Raw genomic sequence first — 25,782 nt, forward strand, 5'->3', positions numbered from 1 at the left:
ATTTTGTGTAAGAATCTACAATTTCCGCCTAATTCTTAATCATCATGGATATGTTATCAACCCGTCAAATCAGGTCTTTGTTTCTGAGTTATTTTAAACAACATGGCCACCAAATTGTAAAAAGCAGTTCCCTGGTACCGGCCAATGACCCCACCTTGTTGTTTGTCAATGCCGGGATGGTGCAGTTTAAAGATGTTTTCCTGGGTGCTGAAAAAAGAGATTATCAGCGTGCGGTCAGTTCCCAGCGTTGTGTTCGGGCCGGTGGCAAACACAATGATTTGGATCAGGTGGGATATACCGCCCGACACCACACGTTTTTTGAAATGCTGGGTAATTTTAGTTTTGGTGATTATTTTAAAACCAAAGCCATTGAATTAAGTTGGGATTTTTTAACCAATGAACTGAACTTGCCGGAAGATAAATTACTGGTTACGGTCTTTGAAGAGGATGATGAAGCCGAACAAATCTGGCATGAGGTGATTGGCCTGCCCATGGAACGCATTTTACGCATCGGTGCCAAAGACAATTTCTGGCAAATGGGCGATACCGGTCCTTGTGGTCCTTGTTCTGAAATATTTTATGATCATGGCCCTAAAGTACCGGGCGGGCCTCCGGGTTCAGCCGATGAAGACGGTGATCGGTTTATTGAAATCTGGAATCTGGTGTTTATGCAGTTTGACAGACAAGCCGATGGTGAATTGGTACCATTACCCAAGCCCAGCGTTGATACCGGCATGGGTTTAGAACGTATTGCCGCCATTTTGCAAGGTAAACACAGCAACTATGAAATTGACCTGTTCCAGGGATTGATTAAAGCAGCGGCACAATTAACCGGATGTGATGACTTAAGTCAGCCGTCATTAAAAGTGATCGCTGATCATATCAGAACCTGTGCTTTTTTGATAGCCGATGGTGTGTTGCCGTCTAATGAAGGTCGTGGTTATGTGTTGCGACGCATTATTCGACGGGCCGCTCGTCATGGTCATAAATTGGGTGCGGAAAATTTGTTTTTCTATCAAATGGTCGAGCCATTGATTCAGCAGATGGGTGAGGACTATCCTGAACTTATTGAAAATCGCAGCCTGATTGAAAAGCGTTTAAAAAAGGAAGAACTGCAATTTGCCGAAACTTTGGACACCGGTATGCAAGAATTCAACAAAGTCACCGCCGGTTTGGCGCCTGGAGAGGTGGTTTCGGGTGATTTGGCCTTTAAACTATACGACACTTTTGGTTTTCCTTTGGACTTAACCGAAGATTTGGCCCGAGAACACAACCGCAGTGTCGATGTGGTGGGCTTTAACCGTTGTATGGAAGCACAAAAACAACGTTCCAGATCAAACAAACAATTTAATCAACAACATCAGATTCCCGCTGATTTGATCCAAACCTTAACACCGACCCGCTTCAGCGGTTATGACCGGTTTGAAGACAGTGGTGAAATCATGTTGATGACCAATCAAGCGGGTCAGCAATGTGATTTTTTATCTGCCGGAGAGCAGGGTTGGGTGGTGCTTAACCGCACACCGTTTTATGCGGAATCCGGTGGTCAGGTGGGCGACACAGGGTGGCTCGTGACTGACACCGGCAAAGCCCGGGTGCATGATACCCAAAAAGCCGCAGGTCAGTACCACATTCATGCGATAGAGATCACCGCCGGTGGATTGAAGCAGGGGCTCATTGTAGAAGCACAGGTGGATAAAGCGCACCGACAAAAGGTGATATTAAACCACTCGGCCACCCATTTGTTGCACAAAGTATTGCGTGCAGAACTGGGAGAACATGTGCAACAAAAAGGTTCTCTGGTTAACGCCGAAAAACTGCGCTTTGACTTTTCCCATGATCTGGCGCTGAATCCAAAACAATTACGCACCATTGAACGACTGGTCAACCGGGCCATTCGTGATAATTTGCCGGCTCAGGAACAGCACATGGCCTATGATGAGGCGATTGAATATGGTGCGGTGGCTTTGTTTGGTGAGAAATATGGCGATCATGTGCGGGTCATGGATTTTGGCGGTTACTCGGTTGAATTGTGTGGCGGTACCCATGTTCAAGCCACCGGTGACATCGGCTTATTTAAAATTATTTCAGAGGGCGCTGTGGCATCCGGGATTCGCCGCATCGAGGCGATCACGGGTGAAGCGGCATTGAAATGGATTGAGCAGCAGCAACAAACGATTCAAGCGGTGTCTCGACTGATCAAATCAAAGCCTGAAAATATCGTTGATCAGGTCAAAAAACTGGTTCATCACAACAAAGATTTACAACACACCATTCAACAAATACAGCAACAGCAAACCGGTGACATTGTCAGTGACGTTTTCAATAACACCCAAACAATGGGTGATATTAACCTTTTAAGTCATGTTTTTGAGTCAGCAGATGCTGCAGTCCTGCGAGACGGCATAGATGGGTTCAAAAGTAAATACACACGCGGGGTGGTGATTTTTGGTTTATATGAAGATGAAAAAGTTCAGTTGATGGTGGGTGTCACCAAAGATCTGATCAAAGAATACCGTGCCGGGGATTTAGTAAAAACCATCCTCAGTGAGATTGGTGGTCGTGGTGGCGGTCGACCGGATTTTGCGCAGGGTGGTGGTCAGACTGATTTAAACACCTTTAAAACAGCCATTGAAAAAGTTGTTAGCCAACAATTTGGTGGAAAGCATTATAAAATGACTTAACTAAAAAAAATCAAATAAGGGCTTCAAATTGGTCTTTAAATATTGTCTAATCAGTACATAAAAAAAAGAGACCTGCGTCTCAAAATAATAATTTTTGGACAGGTACTTCCCGAGGGTACTTTAATAACACGAAAACGGAGAAATAAATGTTAATTTTAACCAGACGAGTTGGTGAAACATTAATGATAGGGGATGATGTCACAGTCACAGTATTGGGCATCAAAGGTAATCAGGTGCGCATTGGTATTAATGCCCCAAAAGAGATTGCCGTACACCGTGAAGAGATTTATGAAAGGATTAAAAATGAACAGCTGAACCAAAACAGCTCTTCTGAAGAAGTCACAGCCATCGATGACGATAATATAGGTAACCAGTAAAGTTTATTTTGCGGTTGCAATCAGCTTATTTTTGACTACAATAACCGCCTTGTCTTATTTAGTTAGTCTCATTAGACATTTAGGGTGCTTTGGGGATGATGCTCCGTCAAGTATTGTCAGGTTTTGCGAAAGCAAAACACTGAAAGATAAGTCAATTAAATAAACACAATGGCTTAATTAAAGCCATTAAAAAATAACCGGAGAGTTGGCCGAGCGGCTGACTAAAATGACTGGATCATTTTAGCCCCGCGAAGCGGACCCGAAGGGTGTAGGGCAGGATGCCCGGAATAAGGCGCTTCCATTGGGGAGCGCAGAAAGAATTTACCATCCCACCGGAAGATAGGTGGGTCATAGAGAAAACGGAGAGTTGGCCGAGCGGCTGAAGGCGCTCCCCTGCTAAGGGAGTATGGGTTTTATAGCCCATCGAGGGTTCGAATCCCTCACTCTCCGCCATTTTATAAGGATCCGCAAAGCGGGTACTTATAAAATACTGGATAGTGAATTATGATAGCCCGAGGGTTCGAAAAATACGCCTGGAGCGTATTTTCACCGCCGAAGGCGCTGCTAAGCAGTCAAAACAGGATGTTTTGAGTCATCCCTCACTCTCCGCCATTTTTATAACAGTCATTTAGATAATAATAATTTGATTGGTTTGTTATGAAATAAATATGCGATATATGTTTTTCCTGTTGACTTCATGGTCGAAAACAAACATAATTCGCATCCCTAATGCGCGCCCGTAGCTCAGTTGGATTAGAGTACCTGGCTACGAACCAGGCGGTCGGAGGTTCGAATCCTTCCGGGCGCGCCATTTTTTTATCATTTTGCTGGGACGTAAAAATGATTGGCCTTGAAATTAAGGCGATAAAACTTATTTTATGATTGAACTTGCTGGGTACACGTATTAAAATTCGCCAGCTTGATGAATTGAGTGAAATAAGACCTGTCGGGGTATAGCGCAGCCTGGTAGCGCAACTGCTTTGGGAGCAGTGGGTCGGGAGTTCGAATCTCTCTACCCCGACCACTTTATGGAACCGAATGCGCCCGTAGCTCAACCGGATAGAGCATCGGCCTTCTAAGCCGAGGGTTGCAGGTTCGAGTCCTGCCGGGCGCGCCAGGCAGGCATTTGTATGGTGGCCGTAGTTCAGTTGGTAGAGCGCCAGATTGTGATTCTGGTTGTCGTGGGTTCGAGCCCCATCGGCCACCCCATTCATTCCTTTCATCCTATTTCGAGACCTAGGCCGTTAATCGGCTTGGTTTCTCAACGTTAATTTGCGAAAGTGGCGGAATTGGTAGACGCGCTGGTTTTAGGTACCAGTATCTTATGATGTGAGAGTTCGAGTCTCTCCTTTCGCACCAAAATTTATTGATAAACTCTGGAGTAATGATGCAAATCTCAATCGATCAAGCAGAAGGTTTGGAACGTACGGTCAATATTCAACTGGCGGCTGAAGATATTCAACCCAAAGTGGATGAAAAAATTACTGAATTGGGTAAAGAAGTTCGGTTAAAAGGATTTCGTCAAGGGCGTGTTCCTAAAAAAATACTGATACAACGCTTCGGGCAACACGCACGCCAGGAAGTGTTGGGTGAATTGATGCAAGATTCCATTGAAAAGGCTATTAACGATAATGAATTTGAATTGGCAGCTGCGCCTGAAGTGACTAAAACGGATGATGCAGACGACGGCGGCTTTGTTTTTGAAGCCAAAGTTGAACTGATGCCGCAAGTGCCTGAAATTAATTTCACTGAAATTGAAGTTGAAAAAGAACAGGCTGACATTACTGATAAAGATATTGATGGTATGATCACCAACCTGCAAAAACAAAAGCAGGAATGGAAAGACAGTAAAGGAAAAATTGCCAATGGTGATTTGGTTACTTTAAATTACAAGGCCAGTAACAAAGATTTTACTTATCCGAAAAAAGACACCGAACATATGGGTATTTTGCTCGGAGAGAGCCGAATTCCGGATGACCTGAAAAAAGCCCTGATCGGTATGAAAGCCGAAGAAGAAGATGCTTTGGAATTATCTTTCGATGAATCATTCAATGTCGATGAATTGGCCGGTCAAAAAGTTAAATTTGAGTTTACAATCAAAGAAGTCAAGAAAGCCAAATTACCACAAGTTGACGAGGAATTTGTCAAATCCTTTGGCATTGAAAGTGGTGATGTGGCGCAATTAAAAAAGGACATTGAAAATAATTTAAAACGAGAATTAAAACAAACGGTCGATAATCGATTCAAACGTAACGCACTAAAGGCTTTGCGTTCACATTGTTCAGATATGCCGTTACCTGAATCCATGGTACGTCGCGAGAGTGAATACATGGCGAAACAGGCACAACAACGGGCAAAACAAATGGGTCAAGAGAATGCGCCCTCACAAGACCCTACTGAATATGAGAAAGCGGCCAAAGAGCGTATATTAAACAGTTTAATTATTCAGGATATTGCCAAAAAGCAGGATATTAAAACCGACTTCACCAAAGTCCGTGAACAAATTAACGAAATTGCCCAAACTTTTGAACAACCCCAAGAAGTCATTCAAATGTATTACCAAAATCAAGATCTGATGGCCAGTGTGGAGCAAAATGTGATTGAAGCTCAGGTGATGGAATGGATTGAATCAGAAGTCAAGGTCAAAGAAAATAAACAAAGCTTTGATGACATTATGAAACCTAAAGATAACACATGAACAATCAACGTATAGAAGAAGCCATGCAACTGGTGCCAATGGTCATTGAACGAACCGCCCGCGGTGAGCGTTCTTATGACATCTATTCTCGCTTGTTGAAAGAACGCATCATTTTTTTGGTGGGTCAGATTGAAGACCATATGGCCAATCTGGTGGTGGCTCAATTGTTGTTTTTAGAGGCTGAAAACCCTGATAAAGACATTAATTTATATATCAACAGCCCGGGTGGTGTGATTACCTCAGGCATGTCTATTTATGACACCATGCAGTTTATTAAGCCGGATGTGAGCACCATGTGTATCGGTCAGGCGGCCAGTATGGGGGCTTTTTTGTTGAATGCCGGTACCGCCGGTAAACGCTTTGCCTTACCCAACTCGCGGGTGATGATTCACCAGCCACTGGGCGGTTTTCAGGGTCAGGCCTCTGATATTGATATCCACGCCAAAGAAGTGCTTAAAATAAAGGCTAAAATGAATGAAATTATGGCCAAACATTCTGGCCAAAGTATCGAAAAAATCGAAAAAGACACCGATCGGGATAATTTTCTTGATGCGGAACAAGCCAAAGATTACGGCTTAATTGACCAGGTGGTCAGTCACCGTCAATAATCCCTCTGTAGCAGGCTGGTTTATATGCCGGCCTGCTCATTTCAATGAATCATCTCTGAATACTGCGTCAGTCATTCCGTTCCTCACCTTGAAAGCACTGATGTTAACCTTATATAGTTTCCAGATTTTGAAACAAAAAAAGCTTCAAGCTTTACTGGTATTAAAAGTAGGCAGCTTAGCGCATTTTTTGTAAGATACCAGTGATGAGATAAAAAATTAAAACCCATGAGTGAAAATCAAAAGTTAGATGAAATTAAACACTGCAGTTTTTGTGGTAAAAGTCAGCAGGAAGTTACCAAGCTAATTGCCGGTCCCAGTGTCTTTATTTGTGATGAGTGCGTTGATTTATGTAATGAAATCATTCGCGATGAAATGGAAGATATTCTCGGTGATGGTCACGATGATTTGCCGACTCCCAAACGCATCCATGAATTGCTGGATGAATATGTCATTGGTCAGGAAGCGGCCAAAAAAGTGTTGGCAGTGGCCGTTTACAATCACTACAAACGTATTCGATCTGCAATCGAGGATGATGACGTTGAATTGTCCAAATCAAATATTTTATTGGTGGGTCCCACCGGGTCGGGTAAAACGCTGTTGGCTGAAACGCTGGCCAGAATTTTAAATGTACCATTTACCATTGCCGATGCCACCACCCTGACCGAAGCCGGTTATGTGGGTGAAGACGTGGAAAACATCATCCAAAAACTATTGCAAAATTGTGATTACGATGTCGAGAAAGCGGAGTCCGGTATTATTTATATTGATGAAATTGATAAAGTATCGAGGAAATCAGAAAACCCTTCGATTACCCGGGACGTTTCCGGGGAGGGTGTTCAGCAGGCCTTGCTGAAATTAATTGAAGGCACTGTGGCTTCAATTCCGCCACAAGGCGGCCGCAAACATCCCCAGCAGGAGTTTTTGCAAGTTAATACCCGTAATATATTGTTTATATGTGGTGGTGCTTTTTCAGGACTCGAAAAAATCATTCAGGAACGTTCGGTGAAAACCGGCATTGGTTTTTCGGCGCAAGTCTCATCTGCCAAGGATCGTGAAAAAGAATTGGCCATGTTTAAAGATATGGAAGCCGACGATCTGGTTAAATTTGGTCTGATTCCAGAGTTTGTCGGACGTTTACCGGTGTTGGCGACCCTGGAACTGTTGGATGAAAAAGCCCTTATACGTATATTAAAAGAGCCTAAAAACGCTTTGTCCAAACAGTTTATGCGTTTGTTTGATATGGACAACGTTGAGTTGGAAATTCGAGAAGATGCCCTAAACGCGATTGCCAAACTGGCCATGAAACGAAAAACAGGTGCGCGCGGATTAAGAACCATAATGGAAGCGGCTTTGTTAAATATTATGTACGAACTACCTGATTTAGATAATGTTGACAAGGTGGTGATAGACCGGGCCGTTATCGAGGAAGGGAAAGACCCTTATCTTGTTTACGGTGCGATTGCCAATGAGATGAATGAATAAATACTGACTATGTCTGAGTTAAACACACAATATTCTGTTTTACCGCTGCGAGATGTGGTGGTTTTTCCCGGTATGGTGGTGCCCTTGTTTGTGGGGCGAAATAAATCCATTGATGCCTTAAAAAATGCCATGAACCATAACCAACCGGTTATTTTGGTGGCGCAAAAAGACTCTGAAGTGGATGATCCGACGGTTCAGGATATTTATGACGTGGGTACCGTATCGGCCATTTTGCAAATGGTTAAATTGCAGGATGACACCTACAAGGTTCTGATTGAAGGTCAAAGCAAAGTCGCGCTGACTTCCTTAAAAGATGACGGTTTTTTTAAAGCCTGTTTTAACCCAATAGGTCACCAAACAGATTTAACCGCGGATGAAGAAAAGGTTTATCTCAAAACCTTAAAAGAACGGTTTAAAGCGTACCAGAGCAAGCACAAAAAGATTTCATCAGAAGTGCTTCGTAATGTCATGGGCATTGAAGATTTATCTGTATTGGCCGATACCATCGCAGCACATTTAATGATTGAGCATCAGCAGAAACAAAAATTACTTGAAATTAATCAACAGGAAGACCTGGTCACCAGTTTGCTGTCGATTATCGAGGCCGAACTTGATTTGCTTGACATGGAAAAGAAAATTCGCGGTCGGGTAAAAGGCCAAATTGAAAAGAATCAGCGCGAGTATTACCTCAACGAGCAGATCAAAGCCATTAAAAAGGAATTGACGGATATTGGCGAGTCGCATGCGGAATATGCTGATTTGGAAGAGAAAATCAAAAACACGCAACTTTCAGAGCAGGCGCGCAAAAAGGTGGATTCCGAGTTTAAGAAATTACAACTGATGCCGGCCATGTCGGCGGAAGCCACAGTGGTGAGGAATTATTTAGAAACCCTGTTGGCTTTGCCCTGGGAATTGCGCAATGATCTGAAAATGGATTTAGATTACGCCCAAAAGGTGCTGGATGAAAATCATTACGGACTGGATGAAATCAAAGACCGTATTCTTGAATATTTGGCGGTACAACAAAGAACCCCGAAAATGAAGGGCGCCATTCTGTGTTTAGTGGGTCCACCGGGGGTGGGAAAAACATCTTTGGGGCATTCCATAGCGAAAGCCACCAACCGCAGCTTTTCCCGTTTTTCTTTGGGTGGTGTATCCGATGAATCTGAGATTCGCGGACACCGACGCACCTATATCGGATCAATGCCGGGTCGTGTGATACAGAACATCACAAAAGCCGGGAGTTGTAATCCGGTGATGGTGCTGGACGAACTGGACAAAATGTCCCGTGATTTTCGCGGTGATCCGGCTTCGGCGCTTTTGGAGGTTTTGGATCCGGAACAAAACAGCCATTTTTCGGACCATTATTTGGAAGTGGATTTTGATTTATCCGAAGTGATGTTTATTGCCACTGCCAACTCATTAAATATACCTGCTCCATTGCGGGATCGCATGGAAATCATCCGCATTCCCGGTTACATGGAAGAAGAAAAAATTTCGATTGCTGAAAAATTTCTGATTCCCAAGCAGTTACAAGCCCATGGTCTCAAAAAGTCAGAGGTGAAAATTTCAAAAGCGGCGATTAAAAACATGGTGCGCTATTACACCCGTGAAGCCGGGGTGCGTAACTTAGAACGTGAAATTGCTAAAATTGCGCGTAAATCGGTGAAGCAACTGTTAACGGACAAATCATTAAAAACCATCAAAGTTTCTCTTAAGAACCTGTCAGACTATCTGGGTGTTCAGAAATTTAACTTTGGTGTTGCAGAAAAAAGTGACGAAGTGGGTACCGTTACCGGACTGGCTTGGACTGAAGTTGGTGGTGATTTATTGCAAATTGAGGCATCGGTGTATCCCGGTCGCGGTAAGCTCACCCACACAGGCCACTTGGGTGATGTGATGAAAGAGTCTATTCAGGCTGCTTTATCGGTGGTTAAGTCACGCGCCGGGTTGTTTGGGATACCTTCTGACAGATTTAAAAATAATGACATCCATATCCATGTACCCGAAGGAGCCACCCCCAAAGACGGCCCCAGTGCCGGTATTGGTATGTGCACCGCTTTGGTGTCAGCACTTAGTCAGAATCCGGTTAAAGCCACCGTCGCTATGACTGGAGAAATTACCTTGCGAGGCCGGGTATTGGCCATAGGCGGTCTGAAAGAGAAGTTATTGGCGGCTTTGCGTGGCGGTATAAAAACCGTCATCATACCCAAAGAAAATGAAAAAAATCTGACCGAACTGCCAGAAGCTTTACGTTCTCAGTTGAACATCATTCCGGTGAAATGGATTGATGAAGTGTTAACATTGGCTTTGGCTGATAAAATAAAACACATTAAATCCGATGATGACAACAATCAGCCGGTTCATGTGCCCGGTAAAAGCCATAATTTGAGTGAAGAAAATCACCACTAATTGAATAACATTGAGATTGAGTGTGATAAGATATGTTGCACTCATAAGAGGGTCTTAAAACCGTCTATTCCGAACTGAATGACGAAGCCGACATTTTTACTTAATTTTAATAAATAGTGATGGCTTTATGGTCAACACATGGTATAAAATGCGCGTTTCGTGGCGGTTAAGTCAACATTTAAAAATTGTAATTCGAAGGAGATAAACAATGAAAAAACAAGATTTTATTAAAGCTGTTGCCAAGCAGGCAGATGTTTCGCAAGCAACCGCTAATGATTGCTTTGATGCAGTTGTCGACACCATTACCAAAGCCTTAAAAAAAGGCGACAAACTGACTTTTGTGGGCTTCGGCACTTTCTCAGTCAAAAAACGTGCAGCCCGTCAAGGACGTAATCCACGCACCGGTGAAACCATTCAAATTAAAGCGGCTAAAATTCCATCATTTAAGGCTGGTAAAGCACTAAAAGATGCAGTAAACTAACGCCCCCTGAATCGGGTGCTTAGCTCAGTTGGGAGAGCATCGCCCTTACAAGGCGAGGGTCGGGGGTTCAAGCCCCTCAGCACCCACCAGATTCGGAGCGGTAGTTCAGTTGGTTAGAATACCGGCCTGTCACGCCGGGGGTCGCGGGTTCGAGTCCCGTCCGCTCCGCCAGTTAAAGAAGGGTGTCAATCGACACCCTTTTTTTTATTAAATCTTTTGAGTTGAAATACAGATGTTAACTTGGATTAGAGATAAATCAACAGGCTTATTCATGACCATCGTCATGGGTATTCTAATATTGGCTTTTGCATTATGGGGTGTGGGCGATTATTTCTCACAATCCAACAGTGATTCGTTGGCTAAGGTTAACGGTAAAACGATTACTTACAGCGAATACAGCAATCAATTTGCGACCTACCGACAAAATATGCTGAGTCAGTTTGGCGATCAGTTACAGCCGGACTTTTTTGACTCTCCCATGATGCGGCGCAACTTCCTGGAATCAATGATTAACAGTGAATTACACCGTCAAGCTGCTTTGGCCAATGGTTATACCGTGACCGGTGACCAGATACGTGCGATTTTATCGGATGTGGAAATTTTTCAAGATGCCGATGGGCGTTTTGATCGGGAACTGTATGCCGGTTATCTGGCCCAGACCAATCAGACGGCCCAGTCTTTACAAGCCAGAATTATTAATGAAGAGGCCGGACAAGCCGTTAATCTGTTATTCAATGATACGGCGTTTATGACACCCAAGGAAGCGAAAACCATTGCCGTATTGAGAAATCAGACCCGTGATTTTGATTATTTTTTGATTTCCGGTAACCAGTTTGCTGAAGATGTTACGGTGAGTGATGAAGAAATCAGTGAATATTATAATGACAACAGTGATCGGTTTATGACTGAGGAAATGGTTAAGGTCGATTACATTGAACTGGATGCTGAACAAGTGGCTGAACAAATCGATGTGACTGATCAGGATGCCTTAAGTTACTACGAAGAAAACAAACAACGTTTTGAGAAACCGGCTCAACGCAAAGCGGCCCATATACTGATCAATGACGATGCGCAAGCGCAAGACACCTTAAAAGAAATCCAGGGTAAACTGGCACAGGGTGAACCTTTTGCTGAACTGGCCAAAGAATATTCTCAGGATCCAGGTTCAGCAGAACAGGGTGGTGACCTGGGTTTGGTCAGCCCCGGAGATATGGTTGAGGCTTTTGATGAAGCCTTATTCAATATGGAAGAAGGTCAAATCTCAGAGCCGGTGAAAACCCAGTTTGGTTACCATATCATATATTTAGAGAACATCAAAGCGGCTCGAATTCCGAACTTTGAAGAGGTCAAAGATGATATAGTCCGGGAATTACAAGCCAAACAAGCGCAAACATTGTTCCTGGATAAAGCCAACGAATTATCCGGTTTGGTTTTGGATGCCCAAAGTGGCTTGTCACAAGCAGCTGAATCCACCAATCTGCCGGTCAAAACCACTGAATTTTTTACACGTTCGGGAGGCGAGGGCATCGCCGCTAACCCTGAATTTGTGAAAATGGCTTATTCTGCAATGGTCAAAGAAGATTTATTAAATTCAGATGTGGTTAATCTTTCTGACACCCACATCGCTTTTATTCACATGAATGAAATCAAACCGGCAGAATTAAAACCGCTTGATACGGTGAAAGAAACGATTCAAGACACGTTAATTAAAGAAAAATCTGCTCAAAAGGCAAAGGAATTGGCCGACGAAATTAAAACCAAAGCCAAACAGGACGCTGTTAACCTTAATGCGTTGACTGAAGAATTTGATGTTACACTGGTGGCGGCCCGCGATGTGAAAAGAAGCGGCTCCAATCATCCGGTCAATGTGGTGAACGAAGTGTTTAACTTAACCTCACCGGATAAGACTGATGATACCATTCATGTGGTGCCTGCCAACAATGATGATGTGGCTGTGGTTCAGTTATTGGCGGTCAAATCACCGGAAGATTCGACCATCACACAAGTTGAACAGGAAGCGGCTCAATTGGAACGTAATATCAAAACCAATGAAACCCAGTTATTGTTGCAGGCCTTACGCCAGTCAGCCGATATCAGCATTAATGAAGATTTGTTAAATCAGCAGAATCAGTTTTAACTAGCGGGTAACGCCAAAAAAAGGGCCAAAACGGCCCTTTTTTTGTTTGGAATCCGTTTTTTTAAAACATCGCCGCCAATAAATCTTCACGGCTTATATTATGAAAATATCGGTCGATATCAAATGCCTTTAGCCGATCAGTGATCACGGACTTATCATGGCGTAAGCCCACCAGTGCCTGCTCAATATCGGAGATATCTCCGGTGGTAAAAAAATCACCAAAAATACGGCAATTTTCAATCACCCCTTTGTGAACATCTAAATGCATTTCCAGCGTGCCACCCTGGCTGCGGACACCTTGCTGAAAATTGTAGTCCGGTGAATGGCCAAAGTTCCACTCCCATTGACTGTACTTGTCATCTCGAATTTGCTCAATTGCCTTGATGTCTGTCTCACTGAGGGTGTAGGGGCGACAGTTTGCATGGGTATTGGTAATATGGGTCATAACACGTTGGGTAAATTCTTCCAGTGTTATGGGTTCTTTTAAATGATCCATTACATTGGTGACCCTTTTCGGCACAGATTTAACGGCCTTGTCTTTAAATTTGAGGGGATTAACCTTTAAAGCACCACTGATATCGGGCATATGGGAGGAAAACAAAATGGTGCCGTGATGTAAAATTTTATTCTTAAAAATATATTCAGCATTACCTGAGAATTTTCGCCCGTCAATGACTAAATCATTGCGTCCCTGAAATTCCGCATTTACACCCAATTCTTTGAGTACATCAATAATCGGCTGGGTATAATGATGAAAATCAACCTGACCGGCTTGCTCACTGGTTTTGGTAAAGGTGAAATTCAGATTACCCAAATCATGATAAACAGCCCCTCCACCGGACATACGCCTGACAACTTTAATACCTTTTTCTTGCACATAATCGACATTAATTTCCGACAAGGTATTCTGATGCTTACCGACAATAATGGCATTGTCATTACGCCACAGCATAAAACAATCTTCATCAATGTGTTTAAAGATATACTCATCCACCGCCAGATTAAAATACGGGTCGGTTGAATGATGATGAATGCACAGCATAATTATTCCGTTAATTGGTATTTATCGTGATAACGGTGATACAGTTTTTGTTGCTTTCCGTTTAAATCAATTTTGCGGCCATCGATATAAGCAGCTTTTAATTGCTGACCACTCATATCCAGGGCATCACCGGATGAGATAAAAAACGTGGCGCTTTTATCGACCGCCAGACTGCCATAACGGTCATCAATCTTTAAAATTTTGGCAGGATTGAAGGTGATCATCTTTAATGCGGTGTTTTTATCCAGCCCCTGAGCCACCGTGGTGCCGGCAGTAAAGCCTAAATTACGTGCACTCATGGAACCCGGATAGGTCACGGCAGTAAGCACCCCGGCTTGTTGTAATTTAACCGCCACCGCATAGGGTTGCTCCACCGGACTGTCGGTGCGTTGAGGTAAATCGTGAACTGAACTAACAATCACAGGCACTTCAGCGGAGATAATAAAATCAATCACGGGTAAAGCAGCGGAGTCTGTCACCAATACCGGTTTTTGAATACCGATGGATTGCATAAATTCAATGCTTTCAATAATCGCTTTGGGGGTGTTGGCATGGATATAGACTTGCTTGTCACCGTTAAAAACGGCTGAAACAGCGTTCAGTTTGATGTTATCAGGGCTGTGCCCGGCTTGGGCATCTTTGAACAAAGTTTTAATTTTAGTGACTTTATCAGTATAGTTCTTATCCTTTTCCAGTTTCATGCTAAAAGTGGCATAATCAAACTTTTTGGTTCTCTGAGCGGGCCAATTTACATGCAAGCCATCATTATTCTGAATAAGGGCGTCATTCCAGTTCCAAGCATCCAGTTGCATCACAGATGAGGTGCCGCTGACCAGGCCGCCCACCGGCACCACTTGAGCCAGTAAAATACCGTTAAAACGCATCGGCGGGATGCGCATGGAATCGGCATTATAGGCAATGGCGGTGCGCACATTGGGGTTAAGTTCACCGGTTTCTTTGAAATCAATCGACGCATTCACCGCATCCACTTCTGTAAGTCCCAGGTTTGTGTTGGTCAAAATAAAACCCGGATAAATATGTTGCTGTTTCAGATCCGTGACCTGTCCTTTTGTTTGCGTTTGTTGATAATCTCCCAGGTATGTGATTTGACCGGATTCAATCACCAGCATGGCGTTTTTCAAAACGTCGCCTTCCCCGGTGTGAATGGTGGCGTTAATAAAAGTTTCCGGCGCCACTTGTGGTTCTGCCGGTTTGGGTCTGATGGCATCGGCCTGAAAAATAAGTAAAGTGAGCAGGGTGAACAATGGTGTTTTCATGATTCGGCTCCGTTGTCTAAGGCTAAGATGGCATCTTTGGTGATTAAGCTGTCGCAATGCAATGTAGGCTGGGCAACGTCAGCCTGGGGTTTTTTTTCTTCACCTGAAGCCTGACTTTGTTTAATTAAAGCCGTTTTTTCAGCAGCGATGGTCTTTTCTAAAGCCCCTAATTTATCCCGGTCAAAATAAATCACACCATCAACCATGGTTTTCACGGCCTGGGCATAAATGGACAAAGGCTTGTCTGACCACAGCACCAGATCGGCATCTTTGCCTTCTTTGATGCTACCCATGCGATCATCCAGATGCAACAATTTAGCCGGATTGAGTGTCACTGTTTTCCAGGCTTCTGGTTCCGTTAAACCACCGTATTTAATGGTTTTAGCGGCTTCTTGGTTTAAGCGACGTGACATTTCCGCTGAATCTGAGTTAATCGCTGTCACCAGACCCACCTGATCCATAATCGCGGCATTGTAGGGTATGGCTTCGTTCACTTCCCATTTATAGGCCCACCAATCGGCAAAGGTTGAAGCACCGACACCATGCGCTTTCATTTGATCGGCCACTTTATAGCCCTCTAAAATGTGGGTGAAGGTGTTGACCTTAAAATCAAAGTCATCGGCCACATGTATCAGCATACTAATTTCAGACTGGACATAAGAGTGGCAACTGATAAAACGTTCTTGATTGATTACTTCTGCGGTGGCTTCCATGGCTAAATCTCGCCTTGGCGGACTGGTTTTTTTCTTTTTAGAGCGGCTGAGATTGTTGTAATCATCCCAGGCTGTTTGATATTTTTGGGCTTCATTGAAAGCATCACGATAGACTTGTTCAACCCCCATTCGCGTGAGCGGATAGCGTACGGATTGTTGGTTTCTGGAACGTTTGACATTCTCGCCTAAAGCAAACTTGATAAAGCCATCGGCACCGTCAATTAACATCTCTTGTGGCGAAACGCCCCAGCGCATTTTAACCAGTGCGGACTGACCGCCGATGGGGTTGGCTGAACCATGCAGTAATTGGGCGGCGGTAACGCCACCGGCCAAATTCCGATAAATATTGACGTCCTCAGGGTTCACCACGTCCTGCATACGCACCATACTGGAATTAACCGCCACATCATTCACTGAAAGCAGGGCGATATGACTGTGCTCATCAATAATACCTGAGGTCAGGTATTTACCCTTGGCATCAATCACTAAATCGGCTTTGTTATCTGCGATGTCTTGCGCAATTGTCTTAATGCGGCCATCCACCACCAGCACGTCGGTGTTTTCGAGAACGCCGCCGTCTTCATTGGTCCATACTGTGGCATGTTTGAACAGTACTTTGTCCGGTGTGGCAGAGTTTGCCAGACCATAAGCGGTGAATGGATTGGGAATATTCGGAATGTCTTTAACAGTTTTTTCCGAATCAGATTGTGTGACTTTTTCAGATTGTTGTATAAAAGTCATCATCCAATCTCGATCAGTTGGTAATGGCTTAATTTGACCATCAGCCACCCAGGCCATTAATGGAGATTGTTCGTCCACAATGAGGGTGAATAATTGACCATCCATTTTGGCCTGAAAGGTGTGGTCGGTGTCCTGATTGGGTTTTAGTGTTAACTGACCTTTATTAAAATGGACGGAGATTTGATGGCTTGTGTCGTCCAGTGTGAGGGTATAGTTACCTTCAGACAATGGCAGCCGCGGGTTAATTTCCATGCGCTCGCCATAAACCCAACTGTCTTTAAGTTGTGCTTTGTCATTAAAAATAGGCTGATCAAAGGCAATAAAATCGGCCCGAGCCCCTTTTTCAAGGTGACCAATATCCCGGCGTTTTAAAATTGTAGCCGGTACGGTCGTCAAAGCAGCCAATGCCGTTTGCTCGCTGAGGCCGTGCGTCACTGCTTTACGAAGATCACTCAAGAACGTTGTGAGGCCTTTTTTATTGTCACCGGGTACAAGGGCAAAACGAACACCTTTTTCAGCCAACAGCCGGGTGTTAAAAGGTGCCACCTGCCATTTTTTTAAATCACTGTATTCAACATGGTAACTGTCCAGTATGGAATTGACTTCCGGGGCTTTGGGATAATTTAACGGCACAATCAGCGTCTGTCCGGTGTTGACCACAGGGTTTAATGATTGGTAGGAATCGCCGGCTGTTTTAACCACAAAAGTTAGCCCGAATTCATCGCTGATTTTTTGTGTGAGGAGAGTTTGTTGCCAATTGTCAACGCTAAAAAAATGCGGTAATGTTGTGTTGTTGTTGAGGGCAGCCAGATCCAGATCGGTCATTTGGTTTTGTTGCGTGTACCAATTGGCATCCAGCAACGTTTGTCTGATGAGTGCCACTGCGCCCATTAAAGAAACCGGATAATCCTGTTTGGAAGCGCCTTTGTCAAATGACCAGTGTTGGCTGGCTTGAGCCGCCAATACAGTCAGCTGAGCCGGTTCATCAGCGAGACTGACTAAAGCACCTGTACCCCGCATGATTCCGTCATGGCGGTGGGTTAAGGCACTGGTGAAGCCTGCTTCTCGCAATTCACGGCTGGCTTTTTGGCTCGGGTTAAAGTCATCAGCGGCACGGTAACTCGCCTTAATTGCTTCATTGGTATTGTATGCGCCATCGACGGTGGTTTGCAGGGTTTCCGGACCGCCCCAGCTAAACGGCGGTCTTTTGGCGGGTTCAGGCAGGCCGACTTCGGCATCCAGGTGGATAAAGCCGGGATAGATATGCATGTCCCGGTAATTAATCACCACCGCATGATCCGGCACAGATGAATTCTCAAGGTATTCTCGGATTCGCCCGTCTTCAATCACCACGGTAACATTTTTGAGGGTTTTTTCGGGTGAAACATGAACGGTGGCATGGGTGAGGGCCAGCACCGAATGGCGTGTGTCCTGAACACCGTTTACGGTTCCGGTCGGGAGTTGCGTGCCGGATGCGCCCGCTGTAAAACTAATCAGTAAAAGAAAGAAGGTTTTTTTCATAATCCTGCCGTTGTGTTTTTATTGTGCCTGGTTAAGGCGTTTAAGCAATTTAGCCGTGGTCACCGGGTTTTGAAAGAGCCAAGCCTGGTATAAGGCCCGGTTGACCTCTGCGCCGATGAGCATGTGTATCACGTGTTGCTCAAGTACGAACAATGTACCCTGATCCGGTGAAAAAACAACATGCCAAACGTCATGTCTTTGGGTTGAAGGCAGTTTTTTGAGGAGTTTTTCAATGATTGCTTGATTGAATTTTTTCGATTCGGCGGAGGGCAATTGGTTTTCAATCAACGACTTGAAATGAGCCCGCACATCTTCCTGTGTGGTTTTTGGCGATAACCAGGTCAGCTGAAAACGCACCGGTTGCATGCCACTGCGGATGTCTTTTAGGTCATGTTGACCGGTTGGTGCTTGAAGTTCAAGACGATAAGGTGTGATATACCCCCAATCGATGGTGGTCTGGCCAAGAGTAACCCATTGATTGTTCTCGCCGAAACTGAACTGGCTGAATAATAATATAATAAACAGGAAGCATCTCATACCGTCATTATAAGACAAACCTGACTGAAAGAAGGGATAAAATAAGCAGAAAATGGTGGCTATAGGTGGACTTGAACCACCGACCCCAGCATTATGAATGCTGTGCTCTAACCAGCTGAGCTATATAGCCACTTGAGTGCGCGAATTTTAATCAAATGGTGGCCATTGTCAAGTTATTTTAGTGAAAATCAACGACCGGCCAGCCTATTCAACCGGCAGTGTTTCAGTGGTTTTATGAAACACAATGTCCGGATAGCGTTCTTGAGCCAGTTGTAAATTCACCATGGACGGTGCCAGGTAAACCAGGTGTCCATGGCCATCAATGGCTAAGTTGGCTTCATTGCGGTTTTTAAACTGCTTCATGGCCTTGTCATCTTCACTGCTGACCCAATAGGCAATGCGGGTATCGACCGGTTCAAACAGGGCCTTGACATTATATTCGTGCTGTAAGCGATGCGCGACCACATCAAACTGCAACACACCAATGGCACCCAGTATTAAGTCATTGGATATGAGTGGTCTAAAAAACTGAGTCGCCCCTTCTTCTGATAGTTGTTCAAGACCTTTTTGTAAGGCTTTGAGTTTTAAAGGGTCTTTGAGTCTGGCGCGACGGAATAACTCCGGCGCAAAACTGGGAATGCCGGTGAATGTCAGGTCTTCGCCTTCGGTGAATGAATCGCCAATACTGATGGTGCCATGGTTATGGATACCGATAATGTCGCCGGGAAAAGCCTTATCAACGGATTCGCGGCTTTCTGCAATAAAGGTCAGGGCGCTCGGTATTTTCAGTTCTTTGCCTGTGTGGGTGTTGGTGAGCTTCATACCCTGTTCAAAAACACCCGAACAGATACGCATAAAAGCCACCCGGTCACGGTGTTTAGGGTCCATATTTGCCTGGATTTTAAATACAAAGCCGGTGCAGTTCGGTTCACCCGGCACAACCACACGGCTCAGGGTTTCTCGCGGCTGGGGTTCGGGGGCGAATTTCACAAAAGCGTCTAATAAGGGTTCAACCCCAAAATTGTTAATGGCTGAACCAAAAAACACCGGTGTCAATTTACCGGCCAGATACTCTTGGTGATCAAATTCGTGGGAAGCACCCTGAACCAGTTCGATTTCATCTCGAAATTCTGCGGCCAATTCTGACCCCAGTGCTTCATCAAGTTCAGCAGAATCTAAGCCCTGAATGGTTCTGGCTTGTTGTTTCTCATAGTTTTTACCAGATTCATATAAAAGAATTTCATCGTTCAGGAAATGATAAACACCTTTTAACCGTTTGCCCATGCCAATCGGCCAGGTGATGGGTGCGCATTGAATGTTCAGCACATTTTCCACTTCATCGATCAGTTCAATTGGCTCCTTGCCTTCACGGTCTAATTTATTGATAAAAGTAAAAATGGGTGTGGTTCGCAATCGACACACTTCCATCAGTTTTATGGTACGTTCTTCCACACCCTTGGCGCAATCAATCACCATTAAGGCCGAATCCACCGCCGTCAGGGTGCGGTAAGTGTCTTCGGAGAAATCGGCATGGCCCGGGGTGTCGAGTAAATTAATCACCCGCTCTTTATAAGGAAATTGCATCACCGAAGAAGTCACGGAAATGCCCCGTTCCTGTTCCATCGCCATCCAGTCCGAGGTGGCGTGTTTATCGGTTTTGCGTGATTTAACCGCACCGGCCACCTGGATGGCACCGCCGAATAACAGCAGTTTTTCGGTCATGGTGGTTTTACCCGCATCAGGGTGTGAAATAATGGCAAAGGTTCTGCGGTTTTTAAAGCTTTCCATAAAAGAGCGCCCGCTATTCGAGCAAATTCAAACAGGGGCGCATTTTAGCACTGTTCACATCGATTAAAAAGACACCCGAACACCGGCAGTTATGCTACGACCCGGACGAGGTGCTTTGTCTTTAATAAATGAGGCATGGTCACGGATATCTTCATCCAGTAAATTATTAGCTTTTATAAACCACAGCCATTCATTATGGGCGGTTAACTGTAATAGATTTAAACTAAAATCAACATTTGTGTAAGCATCTGTGGGTAATTCACCCAAGGCCAGATTGTCTTGCTTATTCACCCGGGTTGTTTTTAATTGGGCTGACCAGGCGCCATGCCACCAGTCAGCTGATAAGCCGAATCGGTTGGCAGGAATACGGGGAACATAGTCACCAGTATTCAGTTTGGCTGTGGTGGCATCGGAGAATAGTTTAATTGTCCACTGGTTATTAAAAGTATCATCAAATGAATAGGCGACGTCAGCTTCAAATCCTTTAAACGTTGCATTTTGTTGGTGATATTCATAAACAGGCCATTCATCAATCATCTGACCTGAATAAGCCAAAAAGATAAAGTCATCCATTTGGTTATAAAAGATATTGGCATTAGCTGACCATTGTTCATTCCGGTATTTCAGACCGATATCGAAATTATTACTGACTTCGGCTTTGAGGTCCGGATTACCGATCTCAAAAGAACCGGTGGCTAAATGTGGAATGAGTTCATCAATGTTTGACTGATTGGAATAGAGTTCTTCCGCGGTCGCTAAACGTTGTGCTGAACTTAAGTGAATGGGCACACTGAAGCGTTCAGATAATTTAATATTAAAACCGGTGGAAAAGCTCAAAGCGGTTTCACTGTGATCCGGAAATAAATCAGTGGAGATTTTCTGCCGATCAGCACGAACTCCTAATTCCCAGTGCAAATCACCAAACTGCCGTTCTTCTAAAGCAAACAACCCCAGCTTATCGGTGGTTGCCGGCACAATGTAAGCTTCCTCACCAAGTGCTGAAAAATCACTGTTGGACCAGTCCAGACCCCAGACACCTTCGAAACCAAAGCGGTGTTGATGACTCAGTTCAAGCCGCATCTGATGGCCTTCATTACTGAACGTGGTGGCCGGATCGCCATTATCAAACTCAATGTGTTGGTAGTCCGTATAACCGTAATGACTTTTAATTTGTGTAAAAAACCTGCCATCAAAACGATGTAAGCCCCGAAGCTGGAAGGCTTGTTTATCTAAATCAATCCACACCCGATGGTCTTCATGCGTCTCCTGCTTATGTTCGGTATGCTCATCATGGCCTTCTTCTAAATGATTGTGGCCGGGAATCCCATATTTACGGTCAAAATCTTGAAAAGAAATACCCCAATAACCATTGTCAGTTAGCCATGACAAACCGGTTTGTAAACCTGAAGTGCGCACTGCGGAATTAGCCAGTTGGCCATATTCATGATTGTGCGCTTCCTCATCATCATGCGCTTCGTGGTTATGCATTTCACGCAAATAATGTGATTCGGCATACCCCGGAATCTCATAATCATCGGTTTCATTATAAAAATAACTTAAATGACCCATCAGTCGTTCAGTCAAAGGTGCATTTAAACTCAAAACCCCGGCACGCTCATTCAGCGTGTTATCCGAAAAACGGGTCTCAAAGGCACCCTTAAAAGCATCCAATGGTGCGGTGGCAATCGATTGATCCACCACATTCACCAGTCCACCCACGGCACCGCCGCCGTAGAGCAGGGTGGCCGGACCTTTGATGACTTCTACCTGGCTGGCCAGTAAGCTCTCACTGCTAACCCAATGATCGGGACTGACGGCGGCGGCATCCTGATTGTTGATGCCGTTAGTTAATACCGAAACCCGTGGCCCTTGTTGGCCACGAATCACCACCTGACCGGCACCGGCGCCAAAGCTACCCGATTGAATACCGGCCACTTGATTGACCGTTTGGTCGATACTTAATGAACGGTTCATCACCAGTTGATCTTCGTCAATAATCTCAACTGGCATAGTCATCCTTAATTGATTATGATCCAAAGGATGCGCCGACACCACCAGGTCATCTAACACAAATGTACTCAGTTCTATTGGCTTTGAATCTGCAGTTAAAGCCACCCGGACATTGTAATGATGTTGCTCGCCGGCCTTGATGTCCAGCTCATATTCACCGGCCGTTAAGGTATTAAATCGAAAAAACCCCTGATGATCAGTTGTGGTCTTTAAACCCTGTTGGTGGATATAAATATCGGCTTGTTTAATCGGATTTTGTTTTAACAGAAGCTGACCGGATACGCCGTCATCAGCCGCGAAAGTAACGGCTGCCAGCAGGCAGCCACAGAATGTATAAATTAATCTCATTGTTTGTTCTCATTATTCACAGACAGGCATGTGTGCCATGTTTAAAAAAGTGGTACATGCATCAATTATGTTTAATGCATGTTATTTAGTTAGGAAGTTATGAGAACTTGAGGTGGCGCACGGATCGTGCGGTTTTGGTAAGGGCGAACAGGTACAGACTGTTCCTGGGTAATGGGTTGACTGGCTTGAACGGTTAGGAAATCAACAGAAATACCGGTTTCACCATTAGCGATAACCGGTGGTGTTCCATGGAATTGCACACAGACAGTACAGGTGGTGTTGTCATGTACAACCACTTCATGTAACAAAGCAGCCGACACAGTCAATGTCAGCAGCAAGAGAATCCAATGTGTGCTTGTTCGGTTCATGTCTGCATCATAGTCGTGAAAAAAAATATTTCAATAGAGAGCTGCAGTTTTAGCGATTGATTTTGGTTAATTTTATCGGATTTAAGTAAAAAAAAATGGACCGTGTGGCAAAAAACAGACAGTTTAATGTATTTTTTTTGGTACAGATGAAATCAATTAAATCATTGATATATATGTATAAAATTTTGTTTTTACCAGTTTTTCCGTGCAAATAAGATGACTTTATTCAAAAAAACCGTACACTTGACAGCAAGTTCGCAATGTACAGTTCTAATAAGTTAAATGGCAAGATGGATTTAAGATTTAGTTGTCATCAAAAGGATTTAAAAATTGTATTTCGTACTGCGTTCTTAGGGTGTATTCCCCTCGCAAATTACTATCTCGGGGTTGGGGGGAATACACTTTTTTTGTGCTAAATTTCTCTCTTAGGTCACAATCATCCAAATTTATTCCCTCAACAATGCACTAATGCGTTATTCTTGTTTCTTTGCTCAACGTTTAACGCCATGAAAAAATATGTGATTATCTTATGTTTATGGGTGAGTACCTCACTGACCGCTGCATCGGATATCAGCCTTATCCGGGCCAAAGCCTATTTAGATGTGAATACAGGTCAATTAATTGCACCGGCAGAATTACTGATTGAAGATGGTGTGATTAAAAGCATCAATCCAGCCGAGCAACCAGGCAATGCCCATATCATCAATCTAAAAGAACAGATCCTTTTGCCGGGTCTTATGGATATGCACACCCACCTGGATCTTGATTATGTGGGTAATTTCGATGCCATTATCACCCAGGAACCGGCCACCAAAGGGGCTTTACGTGGGGCTAAAAATGCTGAATTAACCTTAATGGCGGGTTTTACCACGGTCAGGAACGTCGGTGCCTTGCATGTGACCGACGAATTGATTGGTGCTTCACTGGCGCAAGCTGTTGAAGCTGGTTGGATAAAAGGCCCGCGGATTATCCCTGCCGGTCATATGATTACGATACTCGGTGGTCACGGTGATGTAACCCAGGGCCTGGTGCCATCTTTATAGGAACCTAATTATAAAATGGGCGTGGTCAGTGGTGCCGATGAAGCGCTGAAAGCTGTGCGTTATCAGATTAAGCAGGGCGCCAAAGTCATTAAAATGCACGCCACCTCTGGCGTCTTGTCCTTAGAAGACACCGTTGGTGCCCAACAACTCAGTAACGAGGAAATGAAAGTCATTGTCGAAGAAGCTAATCGTCATGGCTATAAAGTCGCCGCCCATGCCCACGGCACCGAAGGTATTATTAACGCCATTAAAGCCGGTGCCGCCTCCATAGAACACGGTTCTATGGTGGATAAAGAAGCCATTAAACTGATGAAAGAAAAGGGTGTTTATCTGGTGCCTACATCAGGACTGGTTGATTTTGTGTTTAAAGACGTGGATAAAATGCCACCGATTACCCGCAAAAAAGCCGAAGAAACACTGCCGCTGGCCCAGGAAAACCTGCAAAAAGCCATCAAAGCCGGCGTTAAAATCGCCCTCGGCACCGATTCACCCTTAATTCCCCATGGTCTCAATGCCAAAGAACTCTCAGCTATGATGAAACATGGCATGACCGCACTGGAAGCGATTCAGTCTGCCACCATAAACAGTGCTGATTTACTCGGTCTGAAAAACATCGGTGAAATTAGAGTCGGCTATAAAGCCGATATTATTGCGGTTGATGTTAACCCACTGGACAACATTAAATCCCTGGAAGATGTTCAATTTGTGATGAAAGAAGGGGTGGTTTATAAAAATATCACCGATAAGGCAGTCAATGAATAATGAATTCAGTTGTTATTAAGGCAATCGATGATACAATTTAAAAACTTGAAATGAGGTTTCTGAAACCCCATTTGTAAAGAACCGATTAAGGGGGCGACCTGGCTTCGACGTGGGTCGCGAAACTTGAAGGTGCATGCCGAGGGCGAAATTCACCTCGTAAAACTCAGTTTCAAAGTTATAGTTGCAAACGACGATAACTACGCTTTAGCAGCTTAATTGCTAACGGGCACTCGCGATTTCTTGCGTTCGTGAACTGTCCGTCATAACCAGCAAGATCGCTCAACGTACCGTTTGGATGCGTTGGGTTAAACTAAATCCAAACTGGTGTTGATGAATCCCGACAGGCGGAGTCATCAACATAAGATCAAAAGCCTAATCTAAGCATGTAGAGCCTCAAGCAGAGGACTTGCGGACGCGGGTTCGATTCCCGCCGCCTCCACCAATAAAACAGCCACCCAATCGGGTGGCTTTTTTATTGGCCGAGGCGCGGGACGAACCCCACGAAGTGGGTTCGACTAAATCGGCAGGATAGCCGATTTGAATGCCGAAGGCAGCCCGCAGGGGAAAATCACATGGATGTGATTTTATAATCCCGCCGCCTCCATCAAGCTTCAGTTACTCACAAATTCAAAAAATACCACCATACACCTTTCATTAAGCCATAAACCCTGCCTCACAAAAAAATAATCTAGGACATATATGAACGCCCCATTTATTTCAATGGTTTTTAGTTAACTTTAGCCTTTTGGCCAA

15 protein-coding genes, 9 tRNA genes, 1 other RNA gene and 1 pseudogene are annotated in these 25,782 nt (G+C 44.4%); 18 read left to right on the forward strand and 8 right to left on the reverse strand.

Features of this window, described 5'->3' with window-relative positions; genetic code table 11:
* Nucleotides 1-44: 44 nt before the first annotated feature.
* From alaS to IEV16_RS05680, 16 genes are all read left to right on the forward strand, one after another.
* Nucleotides 45-2,684, forward strand: coding sequence for an alanine--tRNA ligase (gene alaS, locus IEV16_RS05605; protein ID WP_443093948.1), 2,640 nt, complete (start codon nucleotides 45-47; stop codon nucleotides 2,682-2,684).
* 146 nt (nucleotides 2,685-2,830) lie between these two features.
* Nucleotides 2,831-3,061, forward strand: coding sequence for a carbon storage regulator CsrA (gene csrA / locus IEV16_RS05610; RefSeq protein ID WP_188364696.1), 231 nt, complete (start codon nucleotides 2,831-2,833; stop codon nucleotides 3,059-3,061).
* A gap of 361 nt (nucleotides 3,062-3,422) precedes the next feature.
* Nucleotides 3,423-3,514, forward strand: a tRNA-Ser gene (locus IEV16_RS05615).
* Nucleotides 3,515-3,794: 280 nt separating this feature from the next.
* Nucleotides 3,795-3,872, forward strand: a tRNA-Arg gene (locus tag IEV16_RS05620).
* Nucleotides 3,873-4,008: 136 nt separating this feature from the next.
* A tRNA-Pro gene (locus IEV16_RS05625) sits at nucleotides 4,009-4,085 on the forward strand.
* A gap of 16 nt (nucleotides 4,086-4,101) precedes the next feature.
* Nucleotides 4,102-4,178 (forward strand) — tRNA-Arg (locus tag IEV16_RS05630).
* 16 nt (nucleotides 4,179-4,194) lie between these two features.
* A tRNA-His gene (locus IEV16_RS05635) sits at nucleotides 4,195-4,270 on the forward strand.
* 65 nt (nucleotides 4,271-4,335) lie between these two features.
* Nucleotides 4,336-4,420, forward strand: a tRNA-Leu gene (locus IEV16_RS05640).
* Between the two features lie 25 nt (nucleotides 4,421-4,445).
* A complete protein-coding gene (gene tig / locus IEV16_RS05645; protein ID WP_188364697.1) occupies nucleotides 4,446-5,759 on the forward strand; it encodes a trigger factor in 1,314 nt (437 codons plus the stop codon).
* Complete coding sequence (gene clpP, locus IEV16_RS05650; RefSeq protein WP_188364698.1) at nucleotides 5,756-6,367, forward strand: ATP-dependent Clp endopeptidase proteolytic subunit ClpP; 612 nt, start codon at nucleotides 5,756-5,758, stop codon at nucleotides 6,365-6,367. The genes tig and clpP overlap by 4 nt, the downstream gene beginning before the upstream one ends.
* Before the next feature lie 225 nt (nucleotides 6,368-6,592).
* Nucleotides 6,593-7,849 (forward strand): ATP-dependent Clp protease ATP-binding subunit ClpX, encoded by a 1,257-nt coding sequence (gene clpX, locus IEV16_RS05655; RefSeq protein WP_188364699.1) that lies wholly within the window; start codon nucleotides 6,593-6,595, stop codon nucleotides 7,847-7,849.
* 9 nt (nucleotides 7,850-7,858) lie between these two features.
* Nucleotides 7,859-10,261, forward strand: a complete 2,403-nt coding sequence (lon, locus tag IEV16_RS05660) for an endopeptidase La (protein ID WP_188364700.1) — start codon at nucleotides 7,859-7,861, stop codon at nucleotides 10,259-10,261.
* 208 nt (nucleotides 10,262-10,469) lie between these two features.
* On the forward strand, nucleotides 10,470-10,742 hold the full coding sequence (locus IEV16_RS05665) for an HU family DNA-binding protein (protein WP_188364701.1): 273 nt from the start codon (nucleotides 10,470-10,472) through the stop codon (nucleotides 10,740-10,742).
* Nucleotides 10,743-10,755: 13 nt separating this feature from the next.
* Nucleotides 10,756-10,831, forward strand: a tRNA-Val gene (locus IEV16_RS05670).
* A 5-nt stretch (nucleotides 10,832-10,836) separates the two neighbouring features.
* Nucleotides 10,837-10,913, forward strand: a tRNA-Asp gene (locus tag IEV16_RS05675).
* A 61-nt stretch (nucleotides 10,914-10,974) separates the two neighbouring features.
* Complete coding sequence (locus tag IEV16_RS05680) at nucleotides 10,975-12,879, forward strand: SurA N-terminal domain-containing protein (protein ID WP_268234402.1); 1,905 nt, start codon at nucleotides 10,975-10,977, stop codon at nucleotides 12,877-12,879.
* A 61-nt stretch (nucleotides 12,880-12,940) separates the two neighbouring features.
* On the opposite strand, the gene lplA is transcribed toward IEV16_RS05680, so the two are convergent.
* The 8 genes from lplA to IEV16_RS05720 all read right to left on the reverse strand — a co-directional run bounded on the left by lplA (nucleotide 12,941) and on the right by IEV16_RS05720 (nucleotide 23,224).
* Nucleotides 12,941-13,921 carry a lipoate--protein ligase gene (lplA, locus tag IEV16_RS05685; RefSeq protein ID WP_188364703.1) on the reverse strand — a complete coding sequence of 327 codons (981 nt, stop codon included), beginning with the start codon at nucleotides 13,919-13,921 and terminating at the stop codon, nucleotides 12,941-12,943.
* Between the two features lie 2 nt (nucleotides 13,922-13,923).
* Complete coding sequence (locus IEV16_RS05690) at nucleotides 13,924-15,198, reverse strand: amidohydrolase family protein (protein ID WP_188364704.1); 1,275 nt, start codon at nucleotides 15,196-15,198, stop codon at nucleotides 13,924-13,926.
* Nucleotides 15,195-18,173, reverse strand: a complete 2,979-nt coding sequence (locus IEV16_RS05695; RefSeq protein WP_188364705.1) for an amidohydrolase family protein — start codon at nucleotides 18,171-18,173, stop codon at nucleotides 15,195-15,197. The genes IEV16_RS05690 and IEV16_RS05695 overlap by 4 nt, the downstream gene beginning before the upstream one ends.
* An 18-nt stretch (nucleotides 18,174-18,191) precedes the next feature.
* Nucleotides 18,192-18,710: a chalcone isomerase family protein gene (locus IEV16_RS05700; protein ID WP_188364706.1), complete on the reverse strand. Its 519-nt coding sequence runs from the start codon at nucleotides 18,708-18,710 to the stop codon at nucleotides 18,192-18,194.
* A gap of 53 nt (nucleotides 18,711-18,763) precedes the next feature.
* Nucleotides 18,764-18,840: transfer RNA gene (locus IEV16_RS05705), tRNA-Met, on the reverse strand.
* Between the two features lie 74 nt (nucleotides 18,841-18,914).
* Nucleotides 18,915-20,498 carry a peptide chain release factor 3 gene (locus tag IEV16_RS05710; protein ID WP_188364707.1) on the reverse strand — a complete coding sequence of 528 codons (1,584 nt, stop codon included), beginning with the start codon at nucleotides 20,496-20,498 and terminating at the stop codon, nucleotides 18,915-18,917.
* 63 nt (nucleotides 20,499-20,561) lie between these two features.
* Entirely contained in the window at nucleotides 20,562-22,856 is a 2,295-nt protein-coding gene (locus IEV16_RS05715) for a TonB-dependent receptor domain-containing protein (protein WP_188364708.1), read from the reverse strand.
* An 89-nt stretch (nucleotides 22,857-22,945) separates the two neighbouring features.
* Complete coding sequence (locus IEV16_RS05720; RefSeq protein ID WP_188364709.1) at nucleotides 22,946-23,224, reverse strand: hypothetical protein; 279 nt, start codon at nucleotides 23,222-23,224, stop codon at nucleotides 22,946-22,948.
* A gap of 506 nt (nucleotides 23,225-23,730) precedes the next feature.
* Here IEV16_RS05720 and IEV16_RS05730 point away from each other — a divergent pair.
* Both IEV16_RS05730 and ssrA read left to right on the forward strand, forming a co-directional pair.
* A pseudogene (locus IEV16_RS05730) lies at nucleotides 23,731-25,029 on the forward strand (metal-dependent hydrolase family protein).
* 89 nt (nucleotides 25,030-25,118) lie between these two features.
* Nucleotides 25,119-25,471: a transfer-messenger RNA gene (gene ssrA, locus IEV16_RS05735) on the forward strand.
* Nucleotides 25,472-25,782: the final 311 nt, after the last annotated feature.

This window comes from Marinicella pacifica, assembly GCF_014636635.1.
In the GTDB taxonomy this organism is placed as follows: Bacteria; Pseudomonadota; Gammaproteobacteria; order Xanthomonadales; family Marinicellaceae; genus Marinicella; species Marinicella pacifica.